The organism is Natrarchaeobaculum aegyptiacum, assembly GCF_002156705.1.
GTDB lineage: Archaea > Halobacteriota > Halobacteria > Halobacteriales > Natrialbaceae > Natrarchaeobaculum > Natrarchaeobaculum aegyptiacum.
The window spans coordinates 300,149-322,645 of record NZ_CP019893.1 but is presented as its reverse complement, the minus strand read 5'-3'; the positions used below and the strand labels follow the sequence as shown (position 1 = coordinate 322,645).

The 22,497-nt window shown below is 64.6% G+C and carries 23 protein-coding genes and 1 tRNA gene; 13 read left to right on the top strand and 11 right to left on the bottom strand.

Annotated features, from left to right (window positions below):
- Positions 1-30: 30 nt before the first annotated feature.
- Positions 31-906: a DUF6517 family protein gene (locus tag B1756_RS01660; protein WP_152031245.1), complete on the bottom strand. Its 876-nt coding sequence runs from the start codon at positions 904-906 to the stop codon at positions 31-33.
- A 215-nt stretch (positions 907-1,121) separates the two neighbouring features.
- Between B1756_RS01660 and B1756_RS01655 the strand changes: the two genes are divergently transcribed.
- Positions 1,122-2,243, top strand: a complete 1,122-nt coding sequence (locus tag B1756_RS01655; RefSeq protein ID WP_086886972.1) for a pyridoxal phosphate-dependent aminotransferase — start codon at positions 1,122-1,124, stop codon at positions 2,241-2,243.
- A gap of 143 nt (positions 2,244-2,386) precedes the next feature.
- Here B1756_RS01655 and B1756_RS01650 read toward each other — a convergent pair whose 3' ends face one another.
- Positions 2,387-2,761 carry a cupin domain-containing protein gene (locus B1756_RS01650; protein ID WP_086889991.1) on the bottom strand — a complete coding sequence of 125 codons (375 nt, stop codon included), beginning with the start codon at positions 2,759-2,761 and terminating at the stop codon, positions 2,387-2,389.
- Between the two features lie 204 nt (positions 2,762-2,965).
- Here B1756_RS01650 and B1756_RS01645 point away from each other — a divergent pair, with 204 nt between their 5' ends.
- A complete protein-coding gene (locus B1756_RS01645) occupies positions 2,966-3,709 on the top strand; it encodes a CPBP family intramembrane glutamic endopeptidase (RefSeq protein WP_086886971.1) in 744 nt (247 codons plus the stop codon).
- A 111-nt stretch (positions 3,710-3,820) separates the two neighbouring features.
- On the opposite strand, the gene B1756_RS01640 is transcribed toward B1756_RS01645, so the two are convergent.
- Entirely contained in the window at positions 3,821-4,474 is a 654-nt protein-coding gene (locus B1756_RS01640) for a helix-turn-helix domain-containing protein (RefSeq protein WP_086886970.1), read from the bottom strand.
- Positions 4,475-4,651: 177 nt separating this feature from the next.
- Here B1756_RS01640 and B1756_RS01635 point away from each other — a divergent pair, with 177 nt between their 5' ends.
- Positions 4,652-5,617: an NADPH:quinone reductase gene (locus B1756_RS01635; protein ID WP_086886969.1), complete on the top strand. Its 966-nt coding sequence runs from the start codon at positions 4,652-4,654 to the stop codon at positions 5,615-5,617.
- 169 nt (positions 5,618-5,786) lie between these two features.
- Here B1756_RS01635 and B1756_RS01630 read toward each other — a convergent pair whose 3' ends face one another.
- Positions 5,787-6,263, bottom strand: coding sequence for a redoxin domain-containing protein (locus tag B1756_RS01630; RefSeq protein ID WP_086889990.1), 477 nt, complete (start codon positions 6,261-6,263; stop codon positions 5,787-5,789).
- A gap of 381 nt (positions 6,264-6,644) precedes the next feature.
- Between B1756_RS01630 and tatA the strand changes: the two genes are divergently transcribed.
- Together tatA and B1756_RS01620 are read left to right on the top strand one after the other, a co-directional pair.
- The gene (tatA, locus tag B1756_RS01625; protein WP_086886968.1) at positions 6,645-6,962 is read left to right on the top strand and encodes a twin-arginine translocase TatA/TatE family subunit; all 318 of its coding nucleotides are present in this window, start codon (positions 6,645-6,647) and stop codon (positions 6,960-6,962) included.
- An 11-nt stretch (positions 6,963-6,973) separates the two neighbouring features.
- Positions 6,974-7,046 (top strand) — tRNA-Arg (locus B1756_RS01620).
- A gap of 290 nt (positions 7,047-7,336) precedes the next feature.
- Here the strand turns inward: B1756_RS01620 and B1756_RS01615 are convergent.
- The 5 genes from B1756_RS01615 to B1756_RS01595 all read right to left on the bottom strand — a co-directional run bounded on the left by B1756_RS01615 (position 7,337) and on the right by B1756_RS01595 (position 11,670).
- Positions 7,337-7,768: a hypothetical protein gene (locus tag B1756_RS01615; RefSeq protein WP_152031244.1), complete on the bottom strand. Its 432-nt coding sequence runs from the start codon at positions 7,766-7,768 to the stop codon at positions 7,337-7,339.
- Positions 7,769-8,109: 341 nt separating this feature from the next.
- On the bottom strand, positions 8,110-9,351 hold the full coding sequence (locus B1756_RS01610; RefSeq protein ID WP_086886966.1) for an acyl-CoA dehydrogenase family protein: 1,242 nt from the start codon (positions 9,349-9,351) through the stop codon (positions 8,110-8,112).
- Between the two features lie 274 nt (positions 9,352-9,625).
- Positions 9,626-9,862 (bottom strand): DUF7385 family protein, encoded by a 237-nt coding sequence (locus B1756_RS01605; protein ID WP_086886965.1) that lies wholly within the window; start codon positions 9,860-9,862, stop codon positions 9,626-9,628.
- 96 nt (positions 9,863-9,958) lie between these two features.
- On the bottom strand, positions 9,959-10,765 hold the full coding sequence (locus B1756_RS01600) for a CheR family methyltransferase (protein WP_228434432.1): 807 nt from the start codon (positions 10,763-10,765) through the stop codon (positions 9,959-9,961).
- A gap of 110 nt (positions 10,766-10,875) precedes the next feature.
- Positions 10,876-11,670 (bottom strand): VOC family protein, encoded by a 795-nt coding sequence (locus tag B1756_RS01595; RefSeq protein WP_086886964.1) that lies wholly within the window; start codon positions 11,668-11,670, stop codon positions 10,876-10,878.
- Positions 11,671-11,850: 180 nt separating this feature from the next.
- Here B1756_RS01595 and B1756_RS01590 point away from each other — a divergent pair, with 180 nt between their 5' ends.
- From B1756_RS01590 to B1756_RS20005, 5 genes are all read left to right on the top strand, one after another.
- The gene (locus tag B1756_RS01590; protein WP_086886963.1) at positions 11,851-12,873 is read left to right on the top strand and encodes an LLM class flavin-dependent oxidoreductase; all 1,023 of its coding nucleotides are present in this window, start codon (positions 11,851-11,853) and stop codon (positions 12,871-12,873) included.
- Between the two features lie 104 nt (positions 12,874-12,977).
- Positions 12,978-13,970, top strand: a complete 993-nt coding sequence (gene cofD / locus B1756_RS01585; RefSeq protein ID WP_086886962.1) for a 2-phospho-L-lactate transferase — start codon at positions 12,978-12,980, stop codon at positions 13,968-13,970.
- Positions 13,971-13,992: 22 nt separating this feature from the next.
- Positions 13,993-14,757 carry a tRNA-dihydrouridine synthase gene (locus B1756_RS01580; protein WP_086886961.1) on the top strand — a complete coding sequence of 255 codons (765 nt, stop codon included), beginning with the start codon at positions 13,993-13,995 and terminating at the stop codon, positions 14,755-14,757.
- 69 nt (positions 14,758-14,826) lie between these two features.
- Complete coding sequence (locus B1756_RS01575; protein ID WP_086886960.1) at positions 14,827-15,150, top strand: ribbon-helix-helix protein; 324 nt, start codon at positions 14,827-14,829, stop codon at positions 15,148-15,150.
- Between the two features lie 105 nt (positions 15,151-15,255).
- Entirely contained in the window at positions 15,256-15,384 is a 129-nt protein-coding gene (locus B1756_RS20005; protein ID WP_267128217.1) for a hypothetical protein, read from the top strand.
- Positions 15,385-15,428: 44 nt separating this feature from the next.
- Here the strand turns inward: B1756_RS20005 and han are convergent, their stop codons facing one another.
- On the bottom strand, positions 15,429-17,345 hold the full coding sequence (gene han / locus B1756_RS01570; protein ID WP_086886959.1) for a Hef-associated nuclease: 1,917 nt from the start codon (positions 17,343-17,345) through the stop codon (positions 15,429-15,431).
- Positions 17,346-17,553: 208 nt separating this feature from the next.
- Between han and B1756_RS01565 the strand changes: the two genes are divergently transcribed.
- The 3 genes from B1756_RS01565 to B1756_RS01555 all read left to right on the top strand — a co-directional run bounded on the left by B1756_RS01565 (position 17,554) and on the right by B1756_RS01555 (position 20,336).
- Complete coding sequence (locus B1756_RS01565; RefSeq protein WP_086886958.1) at positions 17,554-18,051, top strand: Mov34/MPN/PAD-1 family protein; 498 nt, start codon at positions 17,554-17,556, stop codon at positions 18,049-18,051.
- 109 nt (positions 18,052-18,160) lie between these two features.
- Positions 18,161-18,592 carry an FAD synthase family protein gene (locus tag B1756_RS01560; RefSeq protein ID WP_086889988.1) on the top strand — a complete coding sequence of 144 codons (432 nt, stop codon included), beginning with the start codon at positions 18,161-18,163 and terminating at the stop codon, positions 18,590-18,592.
- Positions 18,593-18,971: 379 nt separating this feature from the next.
- Entirely contained in the window at positions 18,972-20,336 is a 1,365-nt protein-coding gene (locus tag B1756_RS01555) for a YncE family protein (RefSeq protein ID WP_086886957.1), read from the top strand.
- A gap of 295 nt (positions 20,337-20,631) precedes the next feature.
- Here the strand turns inward: B1756_RS01555 and ilvD are convergent, their stop codons facing one another.
- Complete coding sequence (gene ilvD, locus B1756_RS01550) at positions 20,632-22,356, bottom strand: dihydroxy-acid dehydratase (RefSeq protein WP_086886956.1); 1,725 nt, start codon at positions 22,354-22,356, stop codon at positions 20,632-20,634.
- Between the last annotated feature and the right edge of the window lie 141 nt (positions 22,357-22,497).

Genomic DNA, 22,497 nt, shown 5'->3' with positions numbered 1-22,497 from the left:
CTGATCGAGAAAACGCCGCGAACGGGCCGTCTACGGTGTCTCGAGCGGGTGCTCGACCGACTCCATCAGTCGTTCGACGTTTGCCGCCTCGCCGTCGGCGGCTGCCGGGTGGATCCCGGCCAGCACGAGGAAGTCCTCCTCGTGGGTGAACGAGCCGATGGTGATCTCGAGCGTTACTTCCATTCCGTCCTGCGTGACGGTCCCGTGGAGCCGGTCGACCTCGCGCTGGTCGCCGAGAACCTCGAGCGTGAGCGTTTCGACCTGCTCGAGGTCCTCGACGTCGGCGTCGGCCTGGTCGAGGAACTCTTCGATGAGTTGCGCCGACCCCATCCCCTCGAGTGGGTTGAGCGATTGACCAGCCACCTCGATTCCCGGGCTCGAGACGGCGAGGAAGGTATACTCCGCGTCTGACAGACCTGCCGGAGAGCCACCGAGTCCGTCGTCCACGCCGGATTCGCTCGACGGTGACTCGTCGTCGGCGAGTTCGCCATCGATGAGGTCCTCCGGATCGTCGACCTCCTCGAGCAGTTCCTCGTCGATGTCGTCGGGGACGAGTCCACCACCGTCTTCCTCCTCGACCTCGTCGGCATCGTCGGAATCGTCGGGTTCGATCGCATCAGCGTCCGGAGACAGATCCTCGAGGCTCGCTTGCTTCGTATAACTGGCGAGCCAGAACGAGGCATGGATCTCCCGCTCGACGCCAAACTCGACGGTTTCGTCGAACTCCTCGCCATCGATGGCGGCCTCTTCGTACCCCGTTTCGGCGAGTGCGTCGTCACTCGGTGTGGCCAGTGCGGCCTCGAACTCGAGGGGGCCATCCCCCCTGATAAAGTCGAGACAGCCGGCCGTCAGTGCGAGCACCCCAGTCGCTCCCCCAGCGAGTACACCACGTCGAGAGGATGGCATCATCCGAAGCCAGTCAAACGAGCGGCAAAGTCGTTTTGGCCACCAGTTGCGTGGCTGATACGATGGCTCCGATGTCCGGTCGTGGTTCGCTGACGGGACTCGATCGAGGTCGGCCAGTGGTGGCCGGCCAGAAAATCGGCATCGAGAACTGGTTCCGGCGTCCTCACAGAGAATCGATATCAAGAGTTATCGGGGTTGCCGCCCCCCGTACAGCCATGACCGAGTTCGCACGGCGTGTCGAAAACGTGTCGATCAGCGGCATCCGCAAGGTGTTCGAGGCCGCAGGCGAGGACGCGATCAACCTCGGCATCGGACAACCGGACTTCCCGACGCCGGCACACGCCCGACGCGGCGCGATCGAGGCGATCGAGAACGAAGTGACCGACGCCTACACGTCCAACAAGGGCACTCGCTCGCTCCGGGAAGCTATCGCCACGAAGTACGACCGCGACTACGGCCTCGCGGTCGACCCCGAGGACGTCATCGCCACCTCTGGGGGCAGCGAGGCGTTGCACCTCGTCTTGCAGGCCCACGTCGACCCCGGCGAGGAAGTCATCTTCCCGGATCCGGGATTCGTCTCTTACGATGCGCTGACAACCATCGCGGGTGGAACGCCGAACCCAGTCTCCCTCCGCGAGGACCTCACGCTCGATCCGGAAACGGTCGAAGAAGCGATCACCGACGAGACGGCCGCGTTCGTCGTCAACAGCCCTGCCAACCCCACCGGCGCGGTCCAGTCCGAGGAAGACATGCGCGAGTTCGCCCGCATCGCCGACGAACACGACGTCCTCTGTCTCTCCGACGAGGTTTACGAGAAGATCGTCTTCGAAGGGGAGCACCGCTCACCGCTCGAGTTCGCCGAGAGCGACAACGTCGCCGTCGTCAGCGCGTGTTCGAAGACCTACTCGATGACCGGCTGGCGACTCGGCTGGGTCGTCAGCGCAAATCGTCGTATCGAACGCATGCTCCGGGTCCACCAGTACGCCCAGGCCTGTGCCTCCGCGCCTGCCCAGTACGCCGCCGAGGCTGCGCTCACCGGCCCTCAGGACCCCGTCGACGAGATGGTCGAAGCGTTCGAACGCCGGCGCGACGTCGTCCTCGACGGCCTCGAGGACGCCGGTCTCGAGGTCCCCACCCCGCAGGGCGCGTTCTACGCCATGCCGAAAGTCCCCGAGGGATGGTGTGACGCCGTCCTCGAGCGAGACGTCATCGTCGTCCCCGGCGATGCCTTCGGCGCGAACGGCGAGGGCTACGCCCGTCTCTCCTACGCGACCAGCACGGAGCAACTGAAAGAAGCACTCGAGATCATCGACGACGCGACGGCTGCGGTCCGATAGCGCCTCGACTCGAGTCCGGAAGCGGTCCGACGTCAGACCGGAAGTCGTGGACCATCGCCGGTGGGACGCGAACTGGCCCGTGGACGACTGGCCCGACGCTCGAACCGGAACGGATTGCTGTCCTCGCTCCTCGCTCTCCGCTTTCAGAGCTCTTCTCGTTCGGACGGTTCCTCGGGCGACTCACGAATCCCGTACGACGTCGGATCGACGGCCGATCCGAAGACGATGAGGACGGTGATCGCGTCCTCGATCGCGAAGAAGTCGTGTTCGAGTTCCGGTTCGACGTGAACGAGGTCGCCGCTTTCGATGTCGTAGGTTTCGTCGCCGACGCGGAGCTTTCCCGTCCCCGAAAGCACGTAGTAGAGTTCGTCCTCGTTGTGGGGGTTCTTCGGTGCGGCCGATTCCGAGGGATAGTGCCCGACCTCGACGGTCATCGACTCCGTCTCGAGGACCGTTCGGTGGTTCCCGCCGGCAGCCTCGAGTTCCTCGAGCAGGTCAGGAATTGAAACGTGGGTCATCGAGCAGTCACTGACGACCGTCGCGGGCTTAACGCTTGGACCGATTCTGTTTGGGACACCCCGTTTCCGGAACGCTCGACACCGTCCGGTCGAACGCACGAGCAGGAGCCGTCGATTCGCCAGTCCGATTCGGCCCCGCATATAACTGGGCTAGCGTTGCAGCAGGAAGGTCGATTCGGCCAGCGCTCGACAGTCTCTCTCGCGATGGCAATCGACGTCGTCACGTCTTCGGATGGATCGACTGACGGGTGGACGGTTCTGATTCCCGAGGTCGGCCTCGGTGACAGACTGTGGCTGATCCTCGTTTCGACCGCGCTCGTCGTCGCGCTGACCGCGATCACGATCAGCGCGTATTTCGGCCTGCTCGGCGATCCGACTGCCGAACCGCCAGCCGGAATAACGTACGGGGCGGCAGGGGTTGGCCTGCTCGCCGGGTTCGGACTCTGCTGGTGGCGGCTCGAATCGGCCGAGCGTCGAACGGCGTTCCCACTCTCGCGGCCAGATCGCGCCGAACTCGTCTGGGCCGTCGGCTGCGTGCCACTCGGGATCGCCGGATTCCTGGCTGGCGAGTGGGTCGCCGGACTGCTCGGCTTCGAGCTCGCACCGTTTTACACCTACGACCTGACGAACCCAGCGACCGCCGCTGGCGTCGTCTTCGGCGCGGTGCTCGTCGCACCGCTGCTCGAGGAACTGCTCTTTCGGGGCGCACTCATCGGCGCATTGCTCGAGCGAGGCTGGTCGCCGCTGCTCGCGGCCACCGGATCGATCGCCCTCTTCGCCGGATACCACGTCTTCGCCCTCGGAATCGCAGGTGTCTTCGCCATCGCGGGCTGGGCCATCTTCCCCACACTCCTTCGGTTCCGGTTCGATAACCTCGCCGGTGCCTGGCTGTTGCACCTGCTGAACAACGTCTACGCGTACGTGATACTCGTCGCGCTCGCGGCCTGACCGCGGTCTACAGGCGGAGCAGGCCGAGTGCCTCGGGGACGTACGGAAATCAAATATTTCCGTGATGACGAAAGGCCGAAGGCCTTTCGAACCACTCGACCCCGAGGCGGTTCACGGCGAGAGCACTGCCCGAACGAGTTCACGCTCGGCGCGCCTGAGGAGGTCCGAGGCCGTACTCTCGGTACACTCGAGTTCCGCGGCGACCTCGGCGAGCTGGGCTTCCCGGGGAATCTCGTAGTAGCCGCGCTCGAGTGCGACTCGTAGCGCCCGGTACTGTCTGGCGGTCAGCCGATCGGTGATCCGCGGGCCCGGGCCCCGGTAGTCGCCGATCTCCTCGATTTCGATACGCACCTCTGCGGAGAGGTCGGCCACGACCTCGCGGAGAGCGTCGAACTCGCCGAGGAGGGTCAGCCGAACGACGCCATCCTCGAAGACGACCGGCGGGACGTGGATGAAGTCGTGGGCGAGAAAGGCCGCCCACCACGACGTCTCGGCGTTCGGCATCGATTCCTGTACGTAGGCGTAGAACCGACCGTCGTCGACCGGTCGGAGTTCGTACTCACGGATCTCCGGGGCCGCCTCGAGGGCGGTTTCGTAGGCCCTCCGGTCGCCGAGCACGAAGAGCAACTGGTTGAGCACCTCGTTGCGACTCAGTCGCCAGTTGAGTAACTCTTCACGGAGGATCGCATCGGTTTCCGCCACCTGTCGATCGAACGACGACCGATCCGCGTCGTCTTCCTCGACGATGACCTCGACGAACCGCATTCACGACGACCGTACGATGGGGTGGCACAAAAGCGCCCGCCAGACGCGTCACGGGCCGAGTCACGCTGTGGCACGCGCCTCGAGAATCGTGTCGCAGAACGCCTCGAGCGCGGTTCGTCGACGGTCGCTTCCGAGAGACGTATCCTTATCCCGGTTCGACGCATTGTTCGGACCGATATGCGAGCCGTACGCCTTCACGAGCACGGAGATGCCGACGTACTGCAGGTCGACGAGATCGATCGTCCGAGTCCCGGCCCGGAGGAACTCCTCCTCGAGGTGGCTGCGGCGGGGGTCAACCCCGTCGACACCTACTTCCGGGACGGCTCCTACGAGCCGGTCAGTCTGCCGTTCACGCCCGGAGTCGACGTCTCGGGAACCGTCGTCGAGACGGGCGACGAGGTCGAGGACTTCGAGGAGGGCGACCGCGTCTACGGCACCGGGATCGGCAACGGCGGCGCACAGGGAGCCTACGCCGAGTACGCGACGATCCCGACCGACCGGGTCGTCCACCTCCCCGACGACGCCGACCTCGTCGAGGCCGGCGCGGCAGGCGTCGTCGCCGCTACCGCCTGGCGGGCACTGATCGACCACGCCGACCTCGGTCCCGCCGAGTACTGCCTCGTCCACGGCGGTTCGGGCGGCGTCGGCCACGCAGCAGTCCAGATCGCCACGGCCGTCAGCGCGCGCGTGATCACCACCGCCGCACCCGAGTATCACGACCGGCTCGAGGCACTCGGTGCCGATACCGTCCTCGACTACAACCGGGACGATCTGGCAGAGGCCGTCCTCGAGGCCTCCGACGGTGGCGTCGACGTCGTTCTCGACCACCGGCTGGACGACTACCTGCAGTTCGACGCCGACGTGGCGGCCCAGAACGCCCGGGTCGTCGGCATCGGCGAGAACAGTCCGGACCCTGCGTTCACGAACGACGGCGCGGCCCGCTCGAAGGACGTCACCTACACGTTCATGATCCTGTTCAACGCGCCCGACCTCCGGGAGCCCCTGCGCGGAATCGCCTACCTGATGGAGACCGGTGCGCTCTCGATCGACGTCGCCCGCAGCTACGACTTGGCGGACGCCGGTGACGCCCAGCGAGACGTGATGAACGAGAGCGTGTTCGGAAAGCTGGTAATCGAGCCCTGATCTGCCACGGGTTCCGAGAACCGCTCTCGGTCGGCGACTCATACGGATTACTGTAACGATTTACCGGCGCAGCCGCAGGCCGGGTCGCGGTTGCGCCGGAAATGACTGACAGTAAATACGGATGCAGGTGCGGTGGTCAGCCGATGGACGGGAAGCGAGTTGCCGCGCGTCAGGCGGCCTCTTCGGCGGCTGCTTCGACCTCGTCGTAGTCGGGTTCGACGCCGGGGTCGTCGCTGACCCACGAGTAGGTGATCTCGCCGTCGCCGTCGACGACGAAGACCGAGCGCTTGGCGACGCCGTAAACGCCGAGGTCGTCGAAGTGCATCTCGACGTCGTATTCGTCGATGATCTCGCCGTTGAAGTCGCTGACGAGACCGAACTCGAGGTCGTTCTGGTCGCGGAACTCGTTGAGTGCGAACGGCGAGTCGCGGCTGACGCCGTACACTGCGGCGTCGACGTCCTCGAACGCCGAGAGTCGGTCCTGGAACGTGCACATCTCGTTGGTGCAGACGCCCGTAAACGCTCCGGGGAAGAACGCGAGGACGATCGGGGCCTCGTCGAGGCGCTCTTCGAGCGTGAACGAGTCGACGTCGCCGTTTGCGAGCGGTGCGGTAAAGTCGGGTGCGGCGTCTCCAGTTGCTGTCATCGTCATCCCGTTGTATGCAGGGGGGAAAGACAGTTTCGTTCGCGGAATCGAAGGTACAGACGCCGGGCATCGGAGCGCCACGATTAACTCATCGTACCACCGACGAGCGACCCATCGAGCGTGCCTGAGTAGGCCAGATCGGACCACTGCCGGTCTTCAGGGGCGTTTTTCTATCGTTTCGGCCGTCGATACGGCACGATCTATCGCAGGCATTCGAACGCACGAACCCATCAGATTCCAGTCGGACTACCCCGTCGTCACCACCTGACGGCCGATTTCACGAAACGCCTGAATCTGCCGAGAACGGACGCGTCGAAAACGCTCGCTTAACTGTGCGGTCCAAAAAGGTTATAATTGCCAGCGGGTAAGCCACGCATAGAGATGGTAGCCGAAATCGCACCGCTGTTCATCCCCGGCGGCTTCGGGGGTCCGGAACTCTTGATCATCCTCTTCATCGCAATCCTGCTCTTCGGGGCCAACAAGATCCCGAAACTCGCACGATCGACCGGTGAAGCCATGGGTGAGTTCGAGAAGGGTCGTGAGAAGGTCGAAACGGAACTCGAGGAGATGCGCCAGACCGGTGACTTCGACGGAGATGAAGACGACACCGACTTCGTCGACACCGAACCCGTCACTTCCGACGACGACGACGCAATCGAGACGGACGCCGAGACCGAAGCCGAGACGGAATCGAACTGAGTTCTTCTCGAGGGCGTGTGGCCTAGCGGAGAGGGCAGGAGGTTCCTAACCTTCTGATCGCGGGTTCGAATCCCGTCACGCCCGTCCGCCGGCAAACGACAGTGAGCCGTGCGGACGCCACGACGGGATTCGAATCAGGGAGTGAAGCGAAGCGGAACGACCGTGGTTCGAATCCCGTCACGCCCGTTATCGTGCTGCTCGAGTCTGGTTCGCCACGTCCGGTATCCGATCCGCAGAGCGCGATCGAACCGGCAGGTCGAGTCACACAGAGGTCACGTTGTAACGCGACTGACGGTCGGTAGCGTTCAGTTTGGTGACACGGCCGGCTGGTCGAACGAGCGAGGGAGTCGTGTGTTGCTCGCTCGTTGCCTCGCTCACTCGGGGTCGCCGGACTCTGGGTGAGATTCCCGCGTGTCCATCGTCACCGAACTCGTTTCGACGTAAGTACCGTCATCGTACTGCTCGAGCCTGATATTGCTCGTTTCGATGACCCGTTCGGGTTCCGGTTCGTCTTCGTCCTCCGTTTTCTTCGTCCGTTTCTTCCGCTTTCGCCGGGGTTTCCGCTCGGGTTCGGCTTTCCGGTCTTTCTTCCGCTTTCGCCGGGGTTTCCGCTCGGGTTCGGCTTTCCGGTCTTTCTTCCGCTTTCGCGGTTTGCGTTCCGGTCTGGCTTCCGGTTGTGGCTGCTCGTGGTTTTTCCGCTCTCGTTTCGGATCGTCGGACGCCGCCGTTCGCTCCTCGGAACCGGCCACAGCGGCACCTGTCAGGGTGCTCCCGCCGACGGCGACCATCGTCGCTGTTCGAAGCACGGTACGTCGGTCACACAGTTGACGCTCGTCTCTCATCCAAATTCGGGGTGGTCACCCCGCTCGAGGAGCTATGTCGATCGCTCACATGAGACGCAGGTACCGTTACCGGTGACACTCTGGATTGAGTCGGACCAGCCGCTATTGTTCGACGAAATATCTCCTATTGAAGCCGACGAAACCGGTTCGTGAGCGACGGGGCCCCACCCACGGCCGGTTTGCTGTCCGTGGCCGCGGTAATTTCTATTTACCGACTGTCAGGATTCGTTCGAACGAATCGTTTCGTGCCGACTCGGACGGTCGACCGCCGGTCCGGCCTCGAGAGGGCGGTCTCCCAGCGGCGATCAGTTACCGCCGGGACGACGGCTCACTGGATCGTTGAACCGGGTCAGAGCCTCGAGTTCGGCCTCGTCGACGTCGTCGAAGGCGTGGCGTGCGATAACGCGCTTGTGGACCTCGTCTGCGCCGTCGACGATGCGGAACTTGCGGATGGCCTCGTAGAAGTCAGAGACGGGGAGATCCTTGCCGATGCCGTTAGCGCCGAGACACTGGACTGCGAGGTCGATGGCGTCCTGGGTGACGCGGGCGGCGTAGACCTTGCACATGGAGACGGCGACGCGGGCGTCCTCGCCAGCGGCGATGCGGTCTGCGGCGTCGCGGATCGCCGTTCGAGCGACGTGGAGGTTGGCCTCGGCCTCGGCGATCTGGTAGCGAAGGGCCTGCTTGTCGGCGAGCGACGAGCCGAACGCCTCGCGCTCGGTGAGGTAGGCTTTCGCGACCTCGAGTGCGCGCTGGGCCATCCCCGAAAAGCGCATACAGTGGGTGAGTCGGGCGGGACCGAGCCGTTCCTGGGCGTGCGTAAAGCCGTTGTCGAGTTCGCCGAGCAGGTGTTCCTCGGGGACCCGAACGTTTTGGTAGAGGATCTCGGCGTGTGAAGCCTCGCGAACGCCACCGCCCATGTGGGGCACGTCGCGGACGATATCGACGCCGTCGGCGTCGGCAGGAACGAGGAAGAGCGAACACCCTTCGTATGGGTGGGCGTCCTGGTCGGTACGCGCGAGGACGATCAGGACGTCTGCCTCGAGCCCGTTGGAGGTCCACCACTTGTGGCCATCGATGACCCACTCGTCGCCGTCTTTCTCCGCGGTCGTCTGGATCATCTTCGGGTCAGAGCCGCCGCCCTCGAGCGGTTCGGTCATCGAGAACCCGGAGGCGATTTCGCCGTCGACCAGCGGCTGGAGGTAGGTCTCCTTCTGGAGTTCGTTTCCGGCGAGTTCGAGCAGGTGCATGTTGCCCTCGTCTGGCGCGTCGACGCGCATCGCGACGGGGCCGAGCTGGCTTCGGCCGGCTTCTTCGAACGCCGGCAGGGCGTCCCGGAAGGAAAGCCCCATTCCCCCGTACTCCTCGGAGATCTGGGGTGCGTAAATGTCGTACTCGCGAGCGGCCTCGCGCAGTTCGGCGACGGTCCCGCCCGAGACTGCCATCCCACCGGCTCGTTCGCGTTCGATGGGCAAGACGACCTCCTCCATCAGGTCGCGGGCTCGAGCGGCGACCTCCTGTGCGCGATCGGAGTCTGCGTAGTCCATAGGAGTACTCGACGAAGCGGTGTGTTAACTGCTGTGATTCTTCCCACTGATAACGAGAACGCAGAATAGTTTTACATCGTAAGTCCTCTATCGATGCGTGGTTAACGAGACAGCCAGTCGTGGGAGCGTTCGGCGGCCCCCAGTCGTGGGATTCGACGGGCAGCTCGACCGGATAGCGTCCGGCGGCCAGCTCGTCCCGTTCCGGGCGTCGACTGACGAGTGAAATCGGGCGTCCGTCACCGATTTTACCCCTCGGTTCGGGCCTGGACCGTCATTAGTGTCGACAGAGAACGACGTCGTCGTCGCGTCTGAGGAGACAGAACGGATCGCCATCGTTCTCCGGGAAGCTGACCCGCTGTCCTGTGAGGATCATGAGCCTCGAGAACGGCCTCGAGCAGGCCGGACAGGCGAGGTCGTCGCGGTTCTCGAAGACGGCGACGTCGCCAGTATCGCTGACCTGTTTCAGCTGGTGGCGGTGATCGTGGAGATCGAAGTCCGGGGTGAGTGCCATGTGCGTTCGTTCGAACGGGCGGGACTGAACGTTTCGGCCGTTTGGTGGTCGGTCGCTGGTGATCGGTTCCCTCTGCCCGGACCACCCGACCGACGATCAGATCGTCCGATAGATCCGCAGTCGGCTGTCGACGGCCTCGAAGCGTGACTTCAGGTCGGGTGGAATCGTCTCGCTTTTCCCGATGACGAGGTAGCCACCCTCGCGCAACGAGTCGGCGATGGTCTCGAGGATCGTCCGCTTGTGTTCGGATTCGATGTAGATGAAGAGGTTCCGGCAGGTGACGAGGTCGACGCCTGATTTCGGGCGATCGTTGATCAGGTCGTGGCGTTCGAACGTGACGTTTTGCTTGATCGGGTCGCGAACGCGGACGGTCTCGTCGTTCTCGTCGTACTCGACGTACTCCTCGTAGTCGCGCAGATGAGAGAGCTGGTCTCTGAGGTCGGTCGTCCGGGAGTCCTCGTAGACGCCTTCGCGTGCGGTCTCGAGGGCGGGTTCACTGATGTCCGTCGCCGTGATCCGGACGTTCGAGGCGTCGATTGCCGGTTCGTCGTGAGCGACCATCGACAGCGAGTACGGTTCGCGGCCGTCCGCACAGGCTGCCGACCAGACGTCGACCCGTCGCTGTTCGGCTGAGAGGGTCCGCAGGACGTCGCGGATCCCCTCCCAGACGTCCGGATTGCGGAAGAAGCCGGTAACGTTGATACTCATCGACTCGAGCAGGGCTTCCTGTTCGTCCGGATCCTCCTGGACGAGGTCGAAGTATTCGTCGTACTCCTCGCAGCCGGTGCGGCGCATTCGGGCCGTGATCCGACGGTCGAGGTAGCTCTCGTTGTAGTGGCTGGTCGCGAAGTTCAGTCGCCGCTCCATGAACTCGAGGAGGGCGGTAAACGTCTCAGTCCCCACGGGGTATCACTCGTGAGAATGGTCTCGGGTCAACGACGATAAACGTGCCGTCAATTCCCAGCTGGCTGTCCGTTCGAAACGTAAATCATCAGCAGTCGGTGGCGAGCGGCTCAGAACGGGAACAGCGAGTCGGCCTCGAGGTCGCGTTCGATGAGTTCGATCTCGTGTCCGTCCGGGTCCTTCGTGAACGCGTACATGTTGTCGTTGCTCTCGGGGTCACGGTAGTCGTCGGCCTCGCGCTCGAGGAGAGTTTCCCAGTCGGTCTCGAGGTCGTCGACGCGCACGCAGAGGTGCCCCCAGGCATCGCCCTGCTCGTAGGTGCGACCGTCGTAGTTGTATGTGAGTTCGACGGCCATCGCCTCCGGAGCGGCGTCCCGAGGTTCGACGAAGTAGTTCGCGAACGTGTCTGCCTCCCAGCGGCCGACCTCGTCGTACTCGAACTTGCGAGTCCAGAAGCCGAGGGCTTCGTCTGCGTCTTCGACACGGATCATCGTGTGGTCGATCGACCACAGCGCGCCCTCCTCGGGGTCGCGCTGAACGATCTCGATTTCGTGACCGTCAGGATCTATGACGAACGCATAGCGTCCACCACAGGATTCGGGATCGCGGTAGTCCTCGACGCCCTGATCCATCAATTGCTGATAATAATCCTCGAGTTCGCCCTCGGGCACGCGGACGGCGATGTGTCCCCACGCATCGCCCACTTCCGGCGTCTCGCCCTCGTTGTGGGTGAGCTCGAGCATCGCCCCCTCCTCGTGCACGTCTTCGGGCCCGAGGTAGACGATGGTAAAGCCGTCGCCCTCGAAGCGATCTTTCTCCTCGTACTCGAGGTGGGTCTCGTACCAGTCGAGCGATTCCTCGAGGTCTGCGACGCGGATCATCGTGTGGTCGAGCGTTCCGTCCATGGAGATGGATACGACCGGTCGGACAAAAAGCGTGGCGGGATCGTCGGAAATGGGCCCGTAGCCGAACGGTTCGACGCGTTTGCGGTCGACAGTCCGTCGGCCACAGACGACGGAGCAGCCACGGTGGGCAACGTCACCCGGCTACCAAACCGTTATCTCTCGCAGTCGTCGTCTTCCGTCATGGACCTCTCCGTCGTCGACCTCTCTCCTGTGCCCTACGACGGCACCGCGACCGACGCCTACGCGAACACGCTCGAGGCAGCCCGGCAGGCCGAGGAACTCGGCTACGAACGCTTCTGGGTGGCCGAACACCACGGAATGGCCGACTCCATCGCCGGCACGACGCCCGAGGTATTGCTCGGCTATCTCGCCGCCGAGACGAACTCGATTCGGCTGGGGTCGGGGGCCGTACTGGTCAACCACTACAGCCCGTTCAAGGTCGCAGAGGAGTTCGCCGTCCTGTCCGCGCTCGCACCCGGACGGATCGACGCCGGCCTCGGCCGGGCCAACGGCTCACCGGCCGCCGACCGTGCGCTCGGAACCGACCGGCACGTCGAAGACCCCGACGGAGACCACGCCGAAAAACTCGAGGCCGTCGTCGCCCACCTCTACGACGAGTTCCCGCCCAGTCACCCCTACAGCGAGCTCGAGCTCCCGCGCTCCGACGGCCGACCGGCCGAGCCGTGGGTGCTCGGCTCGAGTCCCTCGAGTGCGGCGGTCGCCGCCGAACTGGGACTGCCGTACTGCTTCGCGGCGTTCATCCGCCCACAGTTCGCAACGCGTTCGTTCGAGGTGTATCGAGAGGAGTTCGAGCCGTCGTCGCTGACCGGGGGCGTCGACGAGCCACGTGGAATGGTCGCCGTGAACGCGGTGTGTGCCGAGACCGACGAGGACGCGGCGAGACTCCGGGCTGTGGCCGAGGCGACCTACAGACGGATGCGACGCGGCGTCGTCGGTACGAGGCCGACCGTCGCGGAGGCGATCGACGAACTCGGCGGCGTCCCCGATCCGACGCCCGAACCGCTCGAAGAGGACGAGTGGCCGCGGTCGATCTCCGGTAGTCCGGAGACGCTCGCTTCCCTGATAGAGCAGCTTGCTGACCGCGTCGGCGTCAGCGAGGTGATGATCCAGCACGTGATGCCCGATCACGACACTGCACAGCGTTCTCACGAACTTCTGGCCGGGGGTGTCGGTTTGCAGTAGTCCGTGCGCTCGAGTCCAGATCTCGTGGACGCATCCCCTCGTCGTGACTTTGCTGCGACAGGAAGCCGATAGTCATTAAGTACCTTGGCTCGAGAGAGTAGCGTATGGTAACCTTCCTCTCGGGTGGGACCGGGACTCCGAAACTGCTGGACGGTGCTGGCACGGCGTTCTCGCCGGAGGAGACCACGATCGTGGCGAACACGGGTGACGACATCGAACTCGGTGGGCTGTTCGTCTCCCCGGACGTCGACACGTTACTCTTTCAGGGCGGAGGCGTGCTCGACCGTGAGACCTGGTGGGGCATCGACGGCGACACCCATCGCACGAACGCGGCGCTGATGGATCTCGCGTCGGCGGCTGATCTCCCCGACGGACCGCAGTACCTCCCGGACGACCGGCAGACGGGCGGGCGAGAACTCGCGAACTGGCGGCGGTTCTCGGGCGTCGCCGAGTTCATGACCATCGGCGACCGCGACCGGGCGGTCCACATCACCAGGACGAGCCTCCTCGATCAGGGCCACACGCTGAGCGAGACGACCGAACGGCTCGCGACCGCCTTCGGCCTCGAGGTCGACCTCCTGCCGATGAGCGACGACCCCGTCGCCAGCCTCGTCCACACGGACGAGGGGATGATGCACTTCCAGGAGTACTGGGTCGGCCGCGGCGGCGACCCCGCCGTCGAGACCGTCGAGTTCAGGGGGTCCTCGAGCGCCGAACCTGCTCCCGGCGTGCTCGAGGCCCTGTCGGATACCGTCGTCATCGGCCCCTCGAACCCGGTGACGAGTATCGGCCCCATGCTGTCACTGCCGGGCGTCGCGCAGGCGCTGATGGAGACGACCGTCGTCGCCGTCTCGCCGTTCCTCGGCGACGAGGCGTTCTCCGGGCCGGCCGGCGACCTGATGGAGGCAGTGGACGCCGATCCCAGTACGGCAGGACTGACGACTGCCTATCCCTTCGCCGACGCGTTCGTCATCGACGACGGCGACGACACCGAGTTCGACCGTCCGACGGTCCACACGGACATCCGGATCGACTCGCCCGAGGACGCACGGCGTGTCGTCGAGGCGGTCGAAGACGCGATCGAAACGGTGAACTGACCGGCGACCTTCGAAGCTGCCGATGCCTTCACTCCCGTTCGCACCGCGGCTCGCTCTCGCCAGTCTCAGCGGCGAGGCCGACGCCGACTGGGCCCGAACGGGCGCAGAGTACGCCGGTGCGGCCTTCCTCGGCGGCATCGCACTGGACGACGACTCGAGAGCAGCCGCTCGCGAACTGGTTGCGCGGGACCGCTCGGAGTTTCTGCCACCGGACCCGATCGCGTTCGTCGACGATCAGCTGGCTGCCCTCGCTGACGTGCCCATTCAGCCCGCAGTCAACGTCCGGTCGACGACGCCGGAGCCGATCGTCGAGGCCGCACGCGTCTGTCGCGACCGGGGCGCGCTGCTCGAGCTCAACGCCCACTGCCGCCAGGAGGAACTCTGTGCGGTCGGCTGTGGAGAGACGCTGCTGGCCGACACCGACCGCCTCGAGCGCTTCGTCGACGCTGCCGCCCAGACCGGTTGCCTCGTCGGTGTCAAGGTTCGAGCGGAGGTTCCCGGAGTCGACCTCGCGACGACCGTGCGCGGACTCGAGACCGCCGGTGCATCCTTCGTCCACGTCGACGCGATGGACTCGGAGTCGGTGATCGCCGAGGTCACGGCAGCCTGTGACCTGTTCGTGATCGCCAACAACGGCGTCCGTGACGACGACACCGTCCGCGAGTACGTCGAGTACGGCGCCGACGCGGTCAGTGTCGGTCGGCCAAGCGACAATCTCGCCGTCCTCGAGCGCGTGCGACGGGCCGTCGACGGCCACCTCGAACCGGAGCGCGCCGACCCACGATAGGCTCGAACCGGACCACGGCGACGGACTCACCGCGAAAGGCCTAACCGGTCGGCCCCCTTGCTGGAAGCCATGAGCCTCGAGGAGTTGACCGACGAGATCGAAACCGCCTACAGGGCGTTCGACGACGAACTCGCCGTCTCGCTCGACAGACAGACCAGGAACGAACTCGCGTTGCTCGAGAGCGCACTCGAGCCGGAGTCGACCGACGAACTCGTCAGGCGCGCGGTCCACACGCTCTTCCAGGCGAACGTCGAGACGGGAACGCTCGATTTCCACCTGCGGTCGGGCTTCGACGTCACCTACGACGAGTACCTGTCGGGGATGACCTACGACGAGATGACGGGCGCGAACCAGTACCCGTCGATGGACGACGAACGCCGGTACCAGTTCTGACTGGTCGGCCAGCGCCCGTCCGAATTAATAGGGATTCTAGCGCACATATATAATCGAGTCTATATTATAGGGCCGCTTATTGCACTCGAGCGGATTCGTCTCGATATGGCAATCAGTCAGTCTTCGACCGACCTTCAGTACCGCTGTCCAGCCTGCGAACAGACGCTGACCGTCCGCCACGGCTCACTCGAGTGTCCGGGCTGTGGCCATACGCCGCGTCACGGTGCCGACTGAGCAGTCAACAGAAAACAATTTTTCGACGGAACGACCGTCGGCGATCAGTCGTCGTCGATCGGCGCGGCACTCGAGAGCGCCTCGTCGATCTCGGCGTCGGCCATCTTCTCGACGAGGGCGTCGATGACCTCCTCGCGCTTTCCTTTGACGAACTTGATCGAGCCGACGACGAGGTGACCGCCGCCGGAGACGCCGCCACCGGGGATCTCTTCTTCGAGTTCGGAGACCATCCGTGGGATGTCCAGCCGGACGCCGTCACTGCGGAGGACGGCGAAGTCGGGGCCGTAGCCGACCGTGATGACCGGGTCGCCCGTGTCCTCGATCTTGCGGTCGTGGATCTCGCCGGTCGTTTTGCCCGGTGCAGGGTAGGTGAATCGGTGGGCGTAGTTCTCGACGTCGATCCGATAGAGGTGTGCGCCGTTGTCCAGGTCCTCGTGCTCCAGGTGAGCCATCGCGGCCTCGAGCTGGTCGTCGACTTCCTCACGGGATCGCTCGGCGAGGAAAGCAACGAGTTCTTCGTGGCGCTCGTCGTCATCGGCGTCGATCCGGAGCAGTTCCTGAATTAGCTGGTCGCCGGAGTTGTAGCGCAGCCAGAAGGCGGCGTAGTCGAGCGCCTCGCTGACGTCCTGCAGGCGTTCCTCGTCGAACCCTTCCTCGGCGGCGAGTTCGAGGTAGTCGTCCATCGCGTCGGCTTTCGAGCGGTCCGAAAGGCCGGCGACGGCGGGGACGTGCCGAAGTTCGTCGGTGAGGTCGGGGTAGATCATCCGCGCGAGTTCGACACAGAGCATTCCCGTCGTGATGCGGTAGTCCTCGTCGTGGAGGTACGGGTTGACGTGGGCGTCGAGGAGGTCCTCGACGGCGTCGGGGTCGGGGTGGTGGTGGTCGACGACCGCGATTGGGATGTCGTAGTGGGCCAGCGTCTCGTAGGCAGGGACGTCCTCCTCGGTCGACCCGTTGTCGAGCATGAGCAGGAGGGGAAGCTGCTGGCCGTGTTTCTCCCGGTCCTCGAGTGCGAAGTTGAGGTCGCGGGTGGCGTCTTCCATCTCGTAGAACGGTGCCTTCGCGGGGAGCCGACGGACGAGGTGGCGGGGCGCGTGGTCGTCCTCGTGGACCTCCTCGATGAAGCGCTCGAGGGCGATCTGGACCGGAACGGCGGCGCACATGCCGTCGCCGTCGGCGTGGTGGCGCACCCGGATGGGGCGGCCCTCGAGGACGGTCCGACGGAGCAGTTTGGCGACCTCGCGCAGGCTGGGTCGGAGCTTCTCGAATGCGGGCCAGTCGATCAGCGGCTCGACGTCGTGTGGTTCGGCGCGCTCGTCGATCGCCTGCTGGATACGTTCCCGCGCCTCCTCGGCGGTCTCGCCTTCGAGCGTCGAGAGCCCGTCGACCTCGATCTGGAGGGTCTCCTCCCGGTGTTCGGGCGTCCCGGTGACGCGGACGACGTCGCCGACGTCGGTTCCGGGGTACGCGCGAACGCCGGCTTCCTCGAAGGCAGCACACGGGACGACGCCGTGTTCGTCCGCGATGTGGAAGATGGTCGGGCCGGCGGTCTGTTTGACCTGAACGACCTCGCCTTCGAGGTGGATCTGGTCGCCGACGTTGGACTTCAGTCGGTTGGTCCCGGTCAGAGAGTACTCGTGAGAGATCGATTCGACGTCGTACTCGTCGTCGACGTCGATTTCGGCGGGTTCGAACGCGAGGTCGCCGTTATCACGGACCGCCTCGAGTTCGACGACGAGTTCGTCGCCGACCCGGAAGGTGCCCTCGAGGACGGACTCGTGGACGAGTCCGGAGACGTCATCCGAGAGGTCGACGAAGACGCCGTAGTCGACGATGCCGTTGATCTCCGCGAGGTACGGTTGTCCTCGCTCGAGATCGTCTGTGGTGCAGTCGGGGTCGAGATCGTAGACGACGGAATCCCCGTCGTCGGTGCCGGTATCTCCGGCAGACTCAGCTGTCATCTTGCTTTCCGCTTGGTGATCCCCGCGTATAACCCTTGTCAAGGCGTTCGCGCGCTCACACGTCGTGCCCCCACACGACTCGAGCGCGCCCAGATGCCGAACTGCACCGCTCCAGCCCTGTCTCGGGCAGGATGACCGAGTCGACCAACCACGCCCATGGCTGGACCTGATCGGAACGTTTAGCAACCGCAAGCCCCGACGAGGTGGTATGGGGCTGCTCGACGCGCTGTTTCGCTCGAACGAGATCCTCGGCATCGCCGAGGAGACCCTCGAGTTCGCACTGGAGTCCTCGGAGGCGACCCACCCGAACGAGTACATGGGATTTCTCCGGGGCACCGAGGCGAGCCGACTGGGGCTCGAGCAAGACGGCCTCGTCATCACGGACGTGCTCGTCGTCCCCGGAACGGAGGTCAACAGCGTCAGCGCGACCGTGCGGACGAGCCAGATTCCGAACGACGTCAACGCCCTCGGCAGCGTTCACTCCCATCCGAACGGCGTGATCGAGCCAAGCAGCGCGGACCTCGGCACGTTCGGCAGGGGCAGCGTCCACATCATCATCGGGGCGCCCTACCGTCGACGCGACTGGCGAGCGTTCGATTCGGAAGGTAAACCGACGAACCTGAACGTCCTCGACGTCGAGCTTCCGGATACCGAGGAGTTCTTCGATTTCACCCAGGAGGACATCGACGAGGAGTTAGGCAGATGACGAAAGGAGTGACCCAGCGCAGGCGACGACCGGACGGAACCGACGCCGACAACCAGCTCGAGCATCGACCCACGTTCGACGCTACGCCGGAACTGGCGAGGTGGTCGCCGTGACGCGGACGGTCATCGCACAGGGAACCTTCGACATCCTCCACCCGGGCCACGTCCACTACCTCGAGGAGGCAGCCGCGATGGGCGACGAACTGGTCGTGATCGTCGCGCGCCGATCGAACGTCGACCACAAGGAGAAACCGATCTGTCCGGCGACCCAGCGCCGGGACGTCGTCGCCGCACTCGAGGCCGTCGACGAGGCGGTCGTCGGCCACGAGACCGACATCTTCGCGCCGATCGAGGAGATCGATCCGGACGTTATCGCGCTCGGCCACGACCAGCACCACGACGACGAGGCCATCGCGGCCGAACTCGAGGCCCGCGGAATCGACTGCGAAGTCAGACGCGCGAGCGGCCGCGAACCCGCCGCAACGGACGAGTTGCTCTCGACCAGACACATCGTCGATCGCATCCTCGAGCGGCGCGGGTGAGTCAGCTTCCCGACGGTACGGACGACGGGATTCGATGTCGTTTTCAGGGGCGCACTGCCACCCAGAAGCCGATCCGGCCTCCAGCCATCGAACCGAACAGTACCGTCTGGGAGACGCGGACTCGGGCCGGTTTCGCCCACCAAAGGTAGTTATTATGATAGGTGGCGCAGATTGGGACGTAGAAATCGGAGAATATTGCACCTATCTGTGATGGTGATGGGGTCGTGATGGGAGCAGAACGGTCACATCACCGATAGCTGGTTCGATTCTCGAAAACCACTGGCAACGCTTGCCCCTAACTACCCTAAAACCCGAAATTTGCCAGCGAGACGGCCTGAAACCCGCAAACTTTTGAGTGCGTAGTACGGACCCATTCGGTATGCAGACGGATCCAACCCGACGGACGTTCCTTGCGGGAGGTGTAACAGCTGGGGCCATCGCGATCGCCGGCTGTGCTGGTGGTGAGGAAGATCCAGATCCCGATCCGGGAACGGACGATCAGGACGACGGCACAGACGACGTCGACGACGACCCCGACGAGACCGAACCCGAGCCGTCCCAGTACGAGATCTGGGCGCTCGATCAGGGTCGAGACAACGTTCACATCTACGAGCCCGGTGAGGGTGACGACGAGTTCGAGCACCTCGCAGAGATCGACGTGAACGAACTCGACGGCGTTCCGGACGAGGGCGTCACCCCACACATGATCGATTACAGTTCGGACTACGAGTACGCCGCCATCGCCTGCACGGGCGGTGCACGTACGCTCGTCTTCCGGACCGAAGACTACGAACTCGTCGGCAACATCGAGACCGGCCCCGGCTCGCACATGGCCGCGTTCTCTCCCGACGACGAGTACATCCACGTCGACGTCATCGGCGACGGGAAGATCGTCCGACTCGACGCCGACCTCGAGAACGAGGAGTTCGAGGAGGTCGACTACATCGAGGTGCTCGCAGACGAGACCGTCGTCGAGGCAGGTATCGAGTCCGGGTCACCGATCTGCCACCAGTACGACTCACAGGGCCGTTCGCTGCACACGCTCGGTCCGAGCTACCACGACGGCGCGCTCGTGATCGTCGACCACGACGAGTTCACCGTCGACCGTGCGTACTCCGGCGACGAACTCCCGACCAACTGTGGCACGATGCCTCACCCGACCGAGGACAAGTTCTACCTCACGGCCGGGCTCCCGTCCGACCCCGACGAGGGCGAAGAGGGCGTCGGCGACTACTACGTCTACGACACTGCCGCAGACGAGGTACTCGTCGACGGCGAGAGCACCGAGGGCATCGACGCCCACGGCTTCTGGTTCACTCCCGATGGCGAGGAACTGTGGGTACTCAACCGTGAGACCAACGACGGCGTCATCGTCGATCCCGAGACTGACGAGGTCGTCGCAGAGATCGACGCCTACGGCCCAGACCAGAGTGACGACCCAGACGAGCGAGACGCTCCCGACATCATGTGGACCTCGCCGGACGGCGAGTACATGTTCGTCACGCTGCGTGGTCCCGACCCGCAGTCTGGCGACCCACACGCTGCGACTGGCGTCACGCCCGGCTTCTCCGTCCTCTCCGTCGAGGACCGCGAAATCGTCGACGTCGTCGAACCGGATCCGATCGACGACTACTCCGAGGCGGACATCGACGACGAAGACACGCACATTCCCGACTTCCACGGTATCGGTGTCGTCCCCAGAGGCGACTTCGACAGCGAGATTCCCAACTCGCCGCCGTTCTAACGACTGACTCGAGTCTGCGGTTGACTTTCGTTCTGTGACGGTATCGACGGATCGCGGCTAGCCGTCAGTTCTCCAGTCGGATGCCGAGAGGTGGCGGCGGGCGAAGCGTATCGACGTCGTGACCGGTTTCCACGAAGTGCTCGATCGCCCGCTCTGAGACCTCTCGTTCCGAGTACCCGTCGGCAGTCGAAAGCTCCCACTCACACTCGAGACAGTATCGATGCATCCTGACGGTACTCGGTGGGAGCCAGTAGAAAAGCCGATGCAGGAAATCGTAAGGGATCTGGTGCAGCTGCTAGTCCTGCTTGGCCGCCGGGTTCGTCACCGCGCCGTTGGACGCCGAGTCGAACGCCTGTCCGTACTTCGCCAGGACGCCGGCGTCGTAGGTGGGTTCGGGATCGTGATCGGCGAGCCGTTCTTCGATCTCGTCGTCGGTGAGGTCGACCGAGAGTTCGAGTTCGTCGATGTCGATCGTCACGGTGTCGCCGTCCTCGAGGGCGGCGATCGGGCCGCCGACGTAGGCCTCGGGGGCGACGTGGCCGATCGAGAATCCCCGGGTTGCCCCGGAGAATCGGCCGTCGGTAAAGAGCGCGACGTCTTCGGCGTGGCCCTGGCCGGCGACTGCGGAGGTGACCCCGAGCATCTCGCGCATTCCGGGGCCTCCACGTGGACCCTCGTTGCGGATGCCGATGACGTCGCCCGTCTCGACGTTTCCATCCTGAACGTAGGCCATCGCGCTCTCTTCGTCCTCGAAGATACGGACCGGGCCCTCGTGACGGAGGTGGTCGTCGCCGGTGATCTTGATCACCGCACCCTCGGGGGCAAGGTTGCCGGTCAGGATGCGGATAGCACCGCGCTCGTGGATCGGCTCGTCGACGCTGTGCAGGAACTCGGCATCGATATCCGAGACGCGTGGCGGGTCGACCCGCTCGATGGCCTCGGCCATCGTCTCGCCAGTGACGGTGAGTGCGTCGCCGTGGAGGAGGTCGGCCTCGAGCAGTTCACGGAGGACGACCGGGACGCCGCCGATCTCGTGGAGGTCGTTCATCACCTTCTCGCCGCCGGGCTGGAGGTCGGCGATCTTGGGCGTGCGCGCGCTGATATCGTTGAACTCCTCGATCTCGAGGTCGACGCCGGCCTCGGCGGCCATCGCCAGCAGGTGGAGCACGGCGTTGGTCGAACCGCCGACGGCGACCTGGAGCGCGATGGCGTTTTCGAAGGATTCTCGAGAGAGAAAGTCAGAGGGACGGAAACCGCGCTCGACGGCATCGACGGCGAGTTCGCCACTCTCGCGGGCGATCTCGTAACGGTCGTCGGCTTCGGCGGGTGGAGAGGCCGAGCCGAGCGGGGCGAAGCCGAGTGCCTCCGAAATGGAAGACATCGTGTTGGCGGTGAACATACCGCCACAGGAGCCCGCGCCCGGACAGGCGTGGCGCTCCATCTCGTCGAGTTCCTCGGGGGCCATCTCGCCGTCGGCGACGGCGCCGACGCCCTCGAAGACGTTCTGGATGGTGACCTCGCGACCGTCGTGCTCGCCAGGCATGATCGAGCCGCCGTAGAGAAACACAGAGGGGAGGTCCGTCCGAATAGCGGCCATCATCATCCCGGGCATGTTCTTGTCACAGCCGCCGATCGTGACGAGGCCGTCCATCCGCTCGCCGAAGGCGACGAGTTCGACGGAGTCTGCGATCACTTCACGAGAGATGAGCGACGCTTTCATCCCCTCGGTCCCCATCGAAATCGCGTCGGAGATCGTGATCGTCCCGAACTCGATCGGCATCCCGCCTGCTTCGTCGACGCCCTCGAGTGCCGATTCGGCGACCTCGTCCAGATGGACGTTACACGGCGTGATATCTGCGGCCGGGTTCGCGACCCCGATCATCGGCGAGGAAAGATCGTCGTCGTCGAAACCCATCGCCCGGAACATCGCCCGGTGAGGAGCTTTCTCTGCGCCCTGTGTCACCTCGTGGCTCTGGAGGCTCTCGTCTTTGCCGTAATCGAACGGCTCGTCGCTGCTCATACGCTGCCCTTGCCCCGAGGGGTGATAGGAATTTCGAGCGCGTACCAGCGCCAGCGCAGGCTTGCCCTCGCTCTCGAGCAACCGTGCTAATACCCAACACACGTCCACCAGCATATAAATCCGGGATCAGTATCACGAATT

What these genes read in the sequence shown, in the direction of transcription:
- B1756_RS01595 (WP_086886964.1), bottom strand. Translation starts at nt 11,670, where the DNA reads ATGGACGGAACGCTCGACCACACGATGATCCGCGTCGCAGACCTCGAG.
- B1756_RS01650 (WP_086889991.1), bottom strand. Translation starts at nt 2,761, where the DNA reads ATGACCCACGTTTCAATTCCTGACCTGCTCGAGGAACTCGAGGCTGCC.
- B1756_RS01630 (WP_086889990.1), bottom strand. Translation starts at nt 6,263, where the DNA reads ATGACAGCAACTGGAGACGCCGCACCCGACTTTACCGCACCGCTCGCA.
- B1756_RS01605 (WP_086886965.1), bottom strand. Translation starts at nt 9,862, where the DNA reads ATGGCACTCACCCCGGACTTCGATCTCCACGATCACCGCCACCAGCTG.
- B1756_RS01575 (WP_086886960.1), top strand. Translation starts at nt 14,827, where the DNA reads ATGAGCCTCGAGGAGTTGACCGACGAGATCGAAACCGCCTACAGGGCG.
- B1756_RS01635 (WP_086886969.1), top strand. Translation starts at nt 4,652, where the DNA reads ATGCGAGCCGTACGCCTTCACGAGCACGGAGATGCCGACGTACTGCAG.
- B1756_RS01660 (WP_152031245.1), bottom strand. Translation starts at nt 906, where the DNA reads ATGCCATCCTCTCGACGTGGTGTACTCGCTGGGGGAGCGACTGGGGTG.
- B1756_RS01645 (WP_086886971.1), top strand. Translation starts at nt 2,966, where the DNA reads ATGGCAATCGACGTCGTCACGTCTTCGGATGGATCGACTGACGGGTGG.
- B1756_RS01655 (WP_086886972.1), top strand. Translation starts at nt 1,122, where the DNA reads ATGACCGAGTTCGCACGGCGTGTCGAAAACGTGTCGATCAGCGGCATC.
- tatA (WP_086886968.1), top strand. Translation starts at nt 6,645, where the DNA reads ATGGTAGCCGAAATCGCACCGCTGTTCATCCCCGGCGGCTTCGGGGGT.
- han (WP_086886959.1), bottom strand. Translation starts at nt 17,345, where the DNA reads ATGACAGCTGAGTCTGCCGGAGATACCGGCACCGACGACGGGGATTCC.
- ilvD (WP_086886956.1), bottom strand. Translation starts at nt 22,356, where the DNA reads ATGAGCAGCGACGAGCCGTTCGATTACGGCAAAGACGAGAGCCTCCAG.
- B1756_RS01555 (WP_086886957.1), top strand. Translation starts at nt 18,972, where the DNA reads ATGCAGACGGATCCAACCCGACGGACGTTCCTTGCGGGAGGTGTAACA.
- B1756_RS01610 (WP_086886966.1), bottom strand. Translation starts at nt 9,351, where the DNA reads ATGGACTACGCAGACTCCGATCGCGCACAGGAGGTCGCCGCTCGAGCC.
- B1756_RS01640 (WP_086886970.1), bottom strand. Translation starts at nt 4,474, where the DNA reads ATGCGGTTCGTCGAGGTCATCGTCGAGGAAGACGACGCGGATCGGTCG.
- B1756_RS01590 (WP_086886963.1), top strand. Translation starts at nt 11,851, where the DNA reads ATGGACCTCTCCGTCGTCGACCTCTCTCCTGTGCCCTACGACGGCACC.
- B1756_RS01580 (WP_086886961.1), top strand. Translation starts at nt 13,993, where the DNA reads ATGCCTTCACTCCCGTTCGCACCGCGGCTCGCTCTCGCCAGTCTCAGC.
- B1756_RS20005 (WP_267128217.1), top strand. Translation starts at nt 15,256, where the DNA reads ATGGCAATCAGTCAGTCTTCGACCGACCTTCAGTACCGCTGTCCAGCC.
- B1756_RS01565 (WP_086886958.1), top strand. Translation starts at nt 17,554, where the DNA reads ATGGGGCTGCTCGACGCGCTGTTTCGCTCGAACGAGATCCTCGGCATC.
- cofD (WP_086886962.1), top strand. Translation starts at nt 12,978, where the DNA reads ATGGTAACCTTCCTCTCGGGTGGGACCGGGACTCCGAAACTGCTGGAC.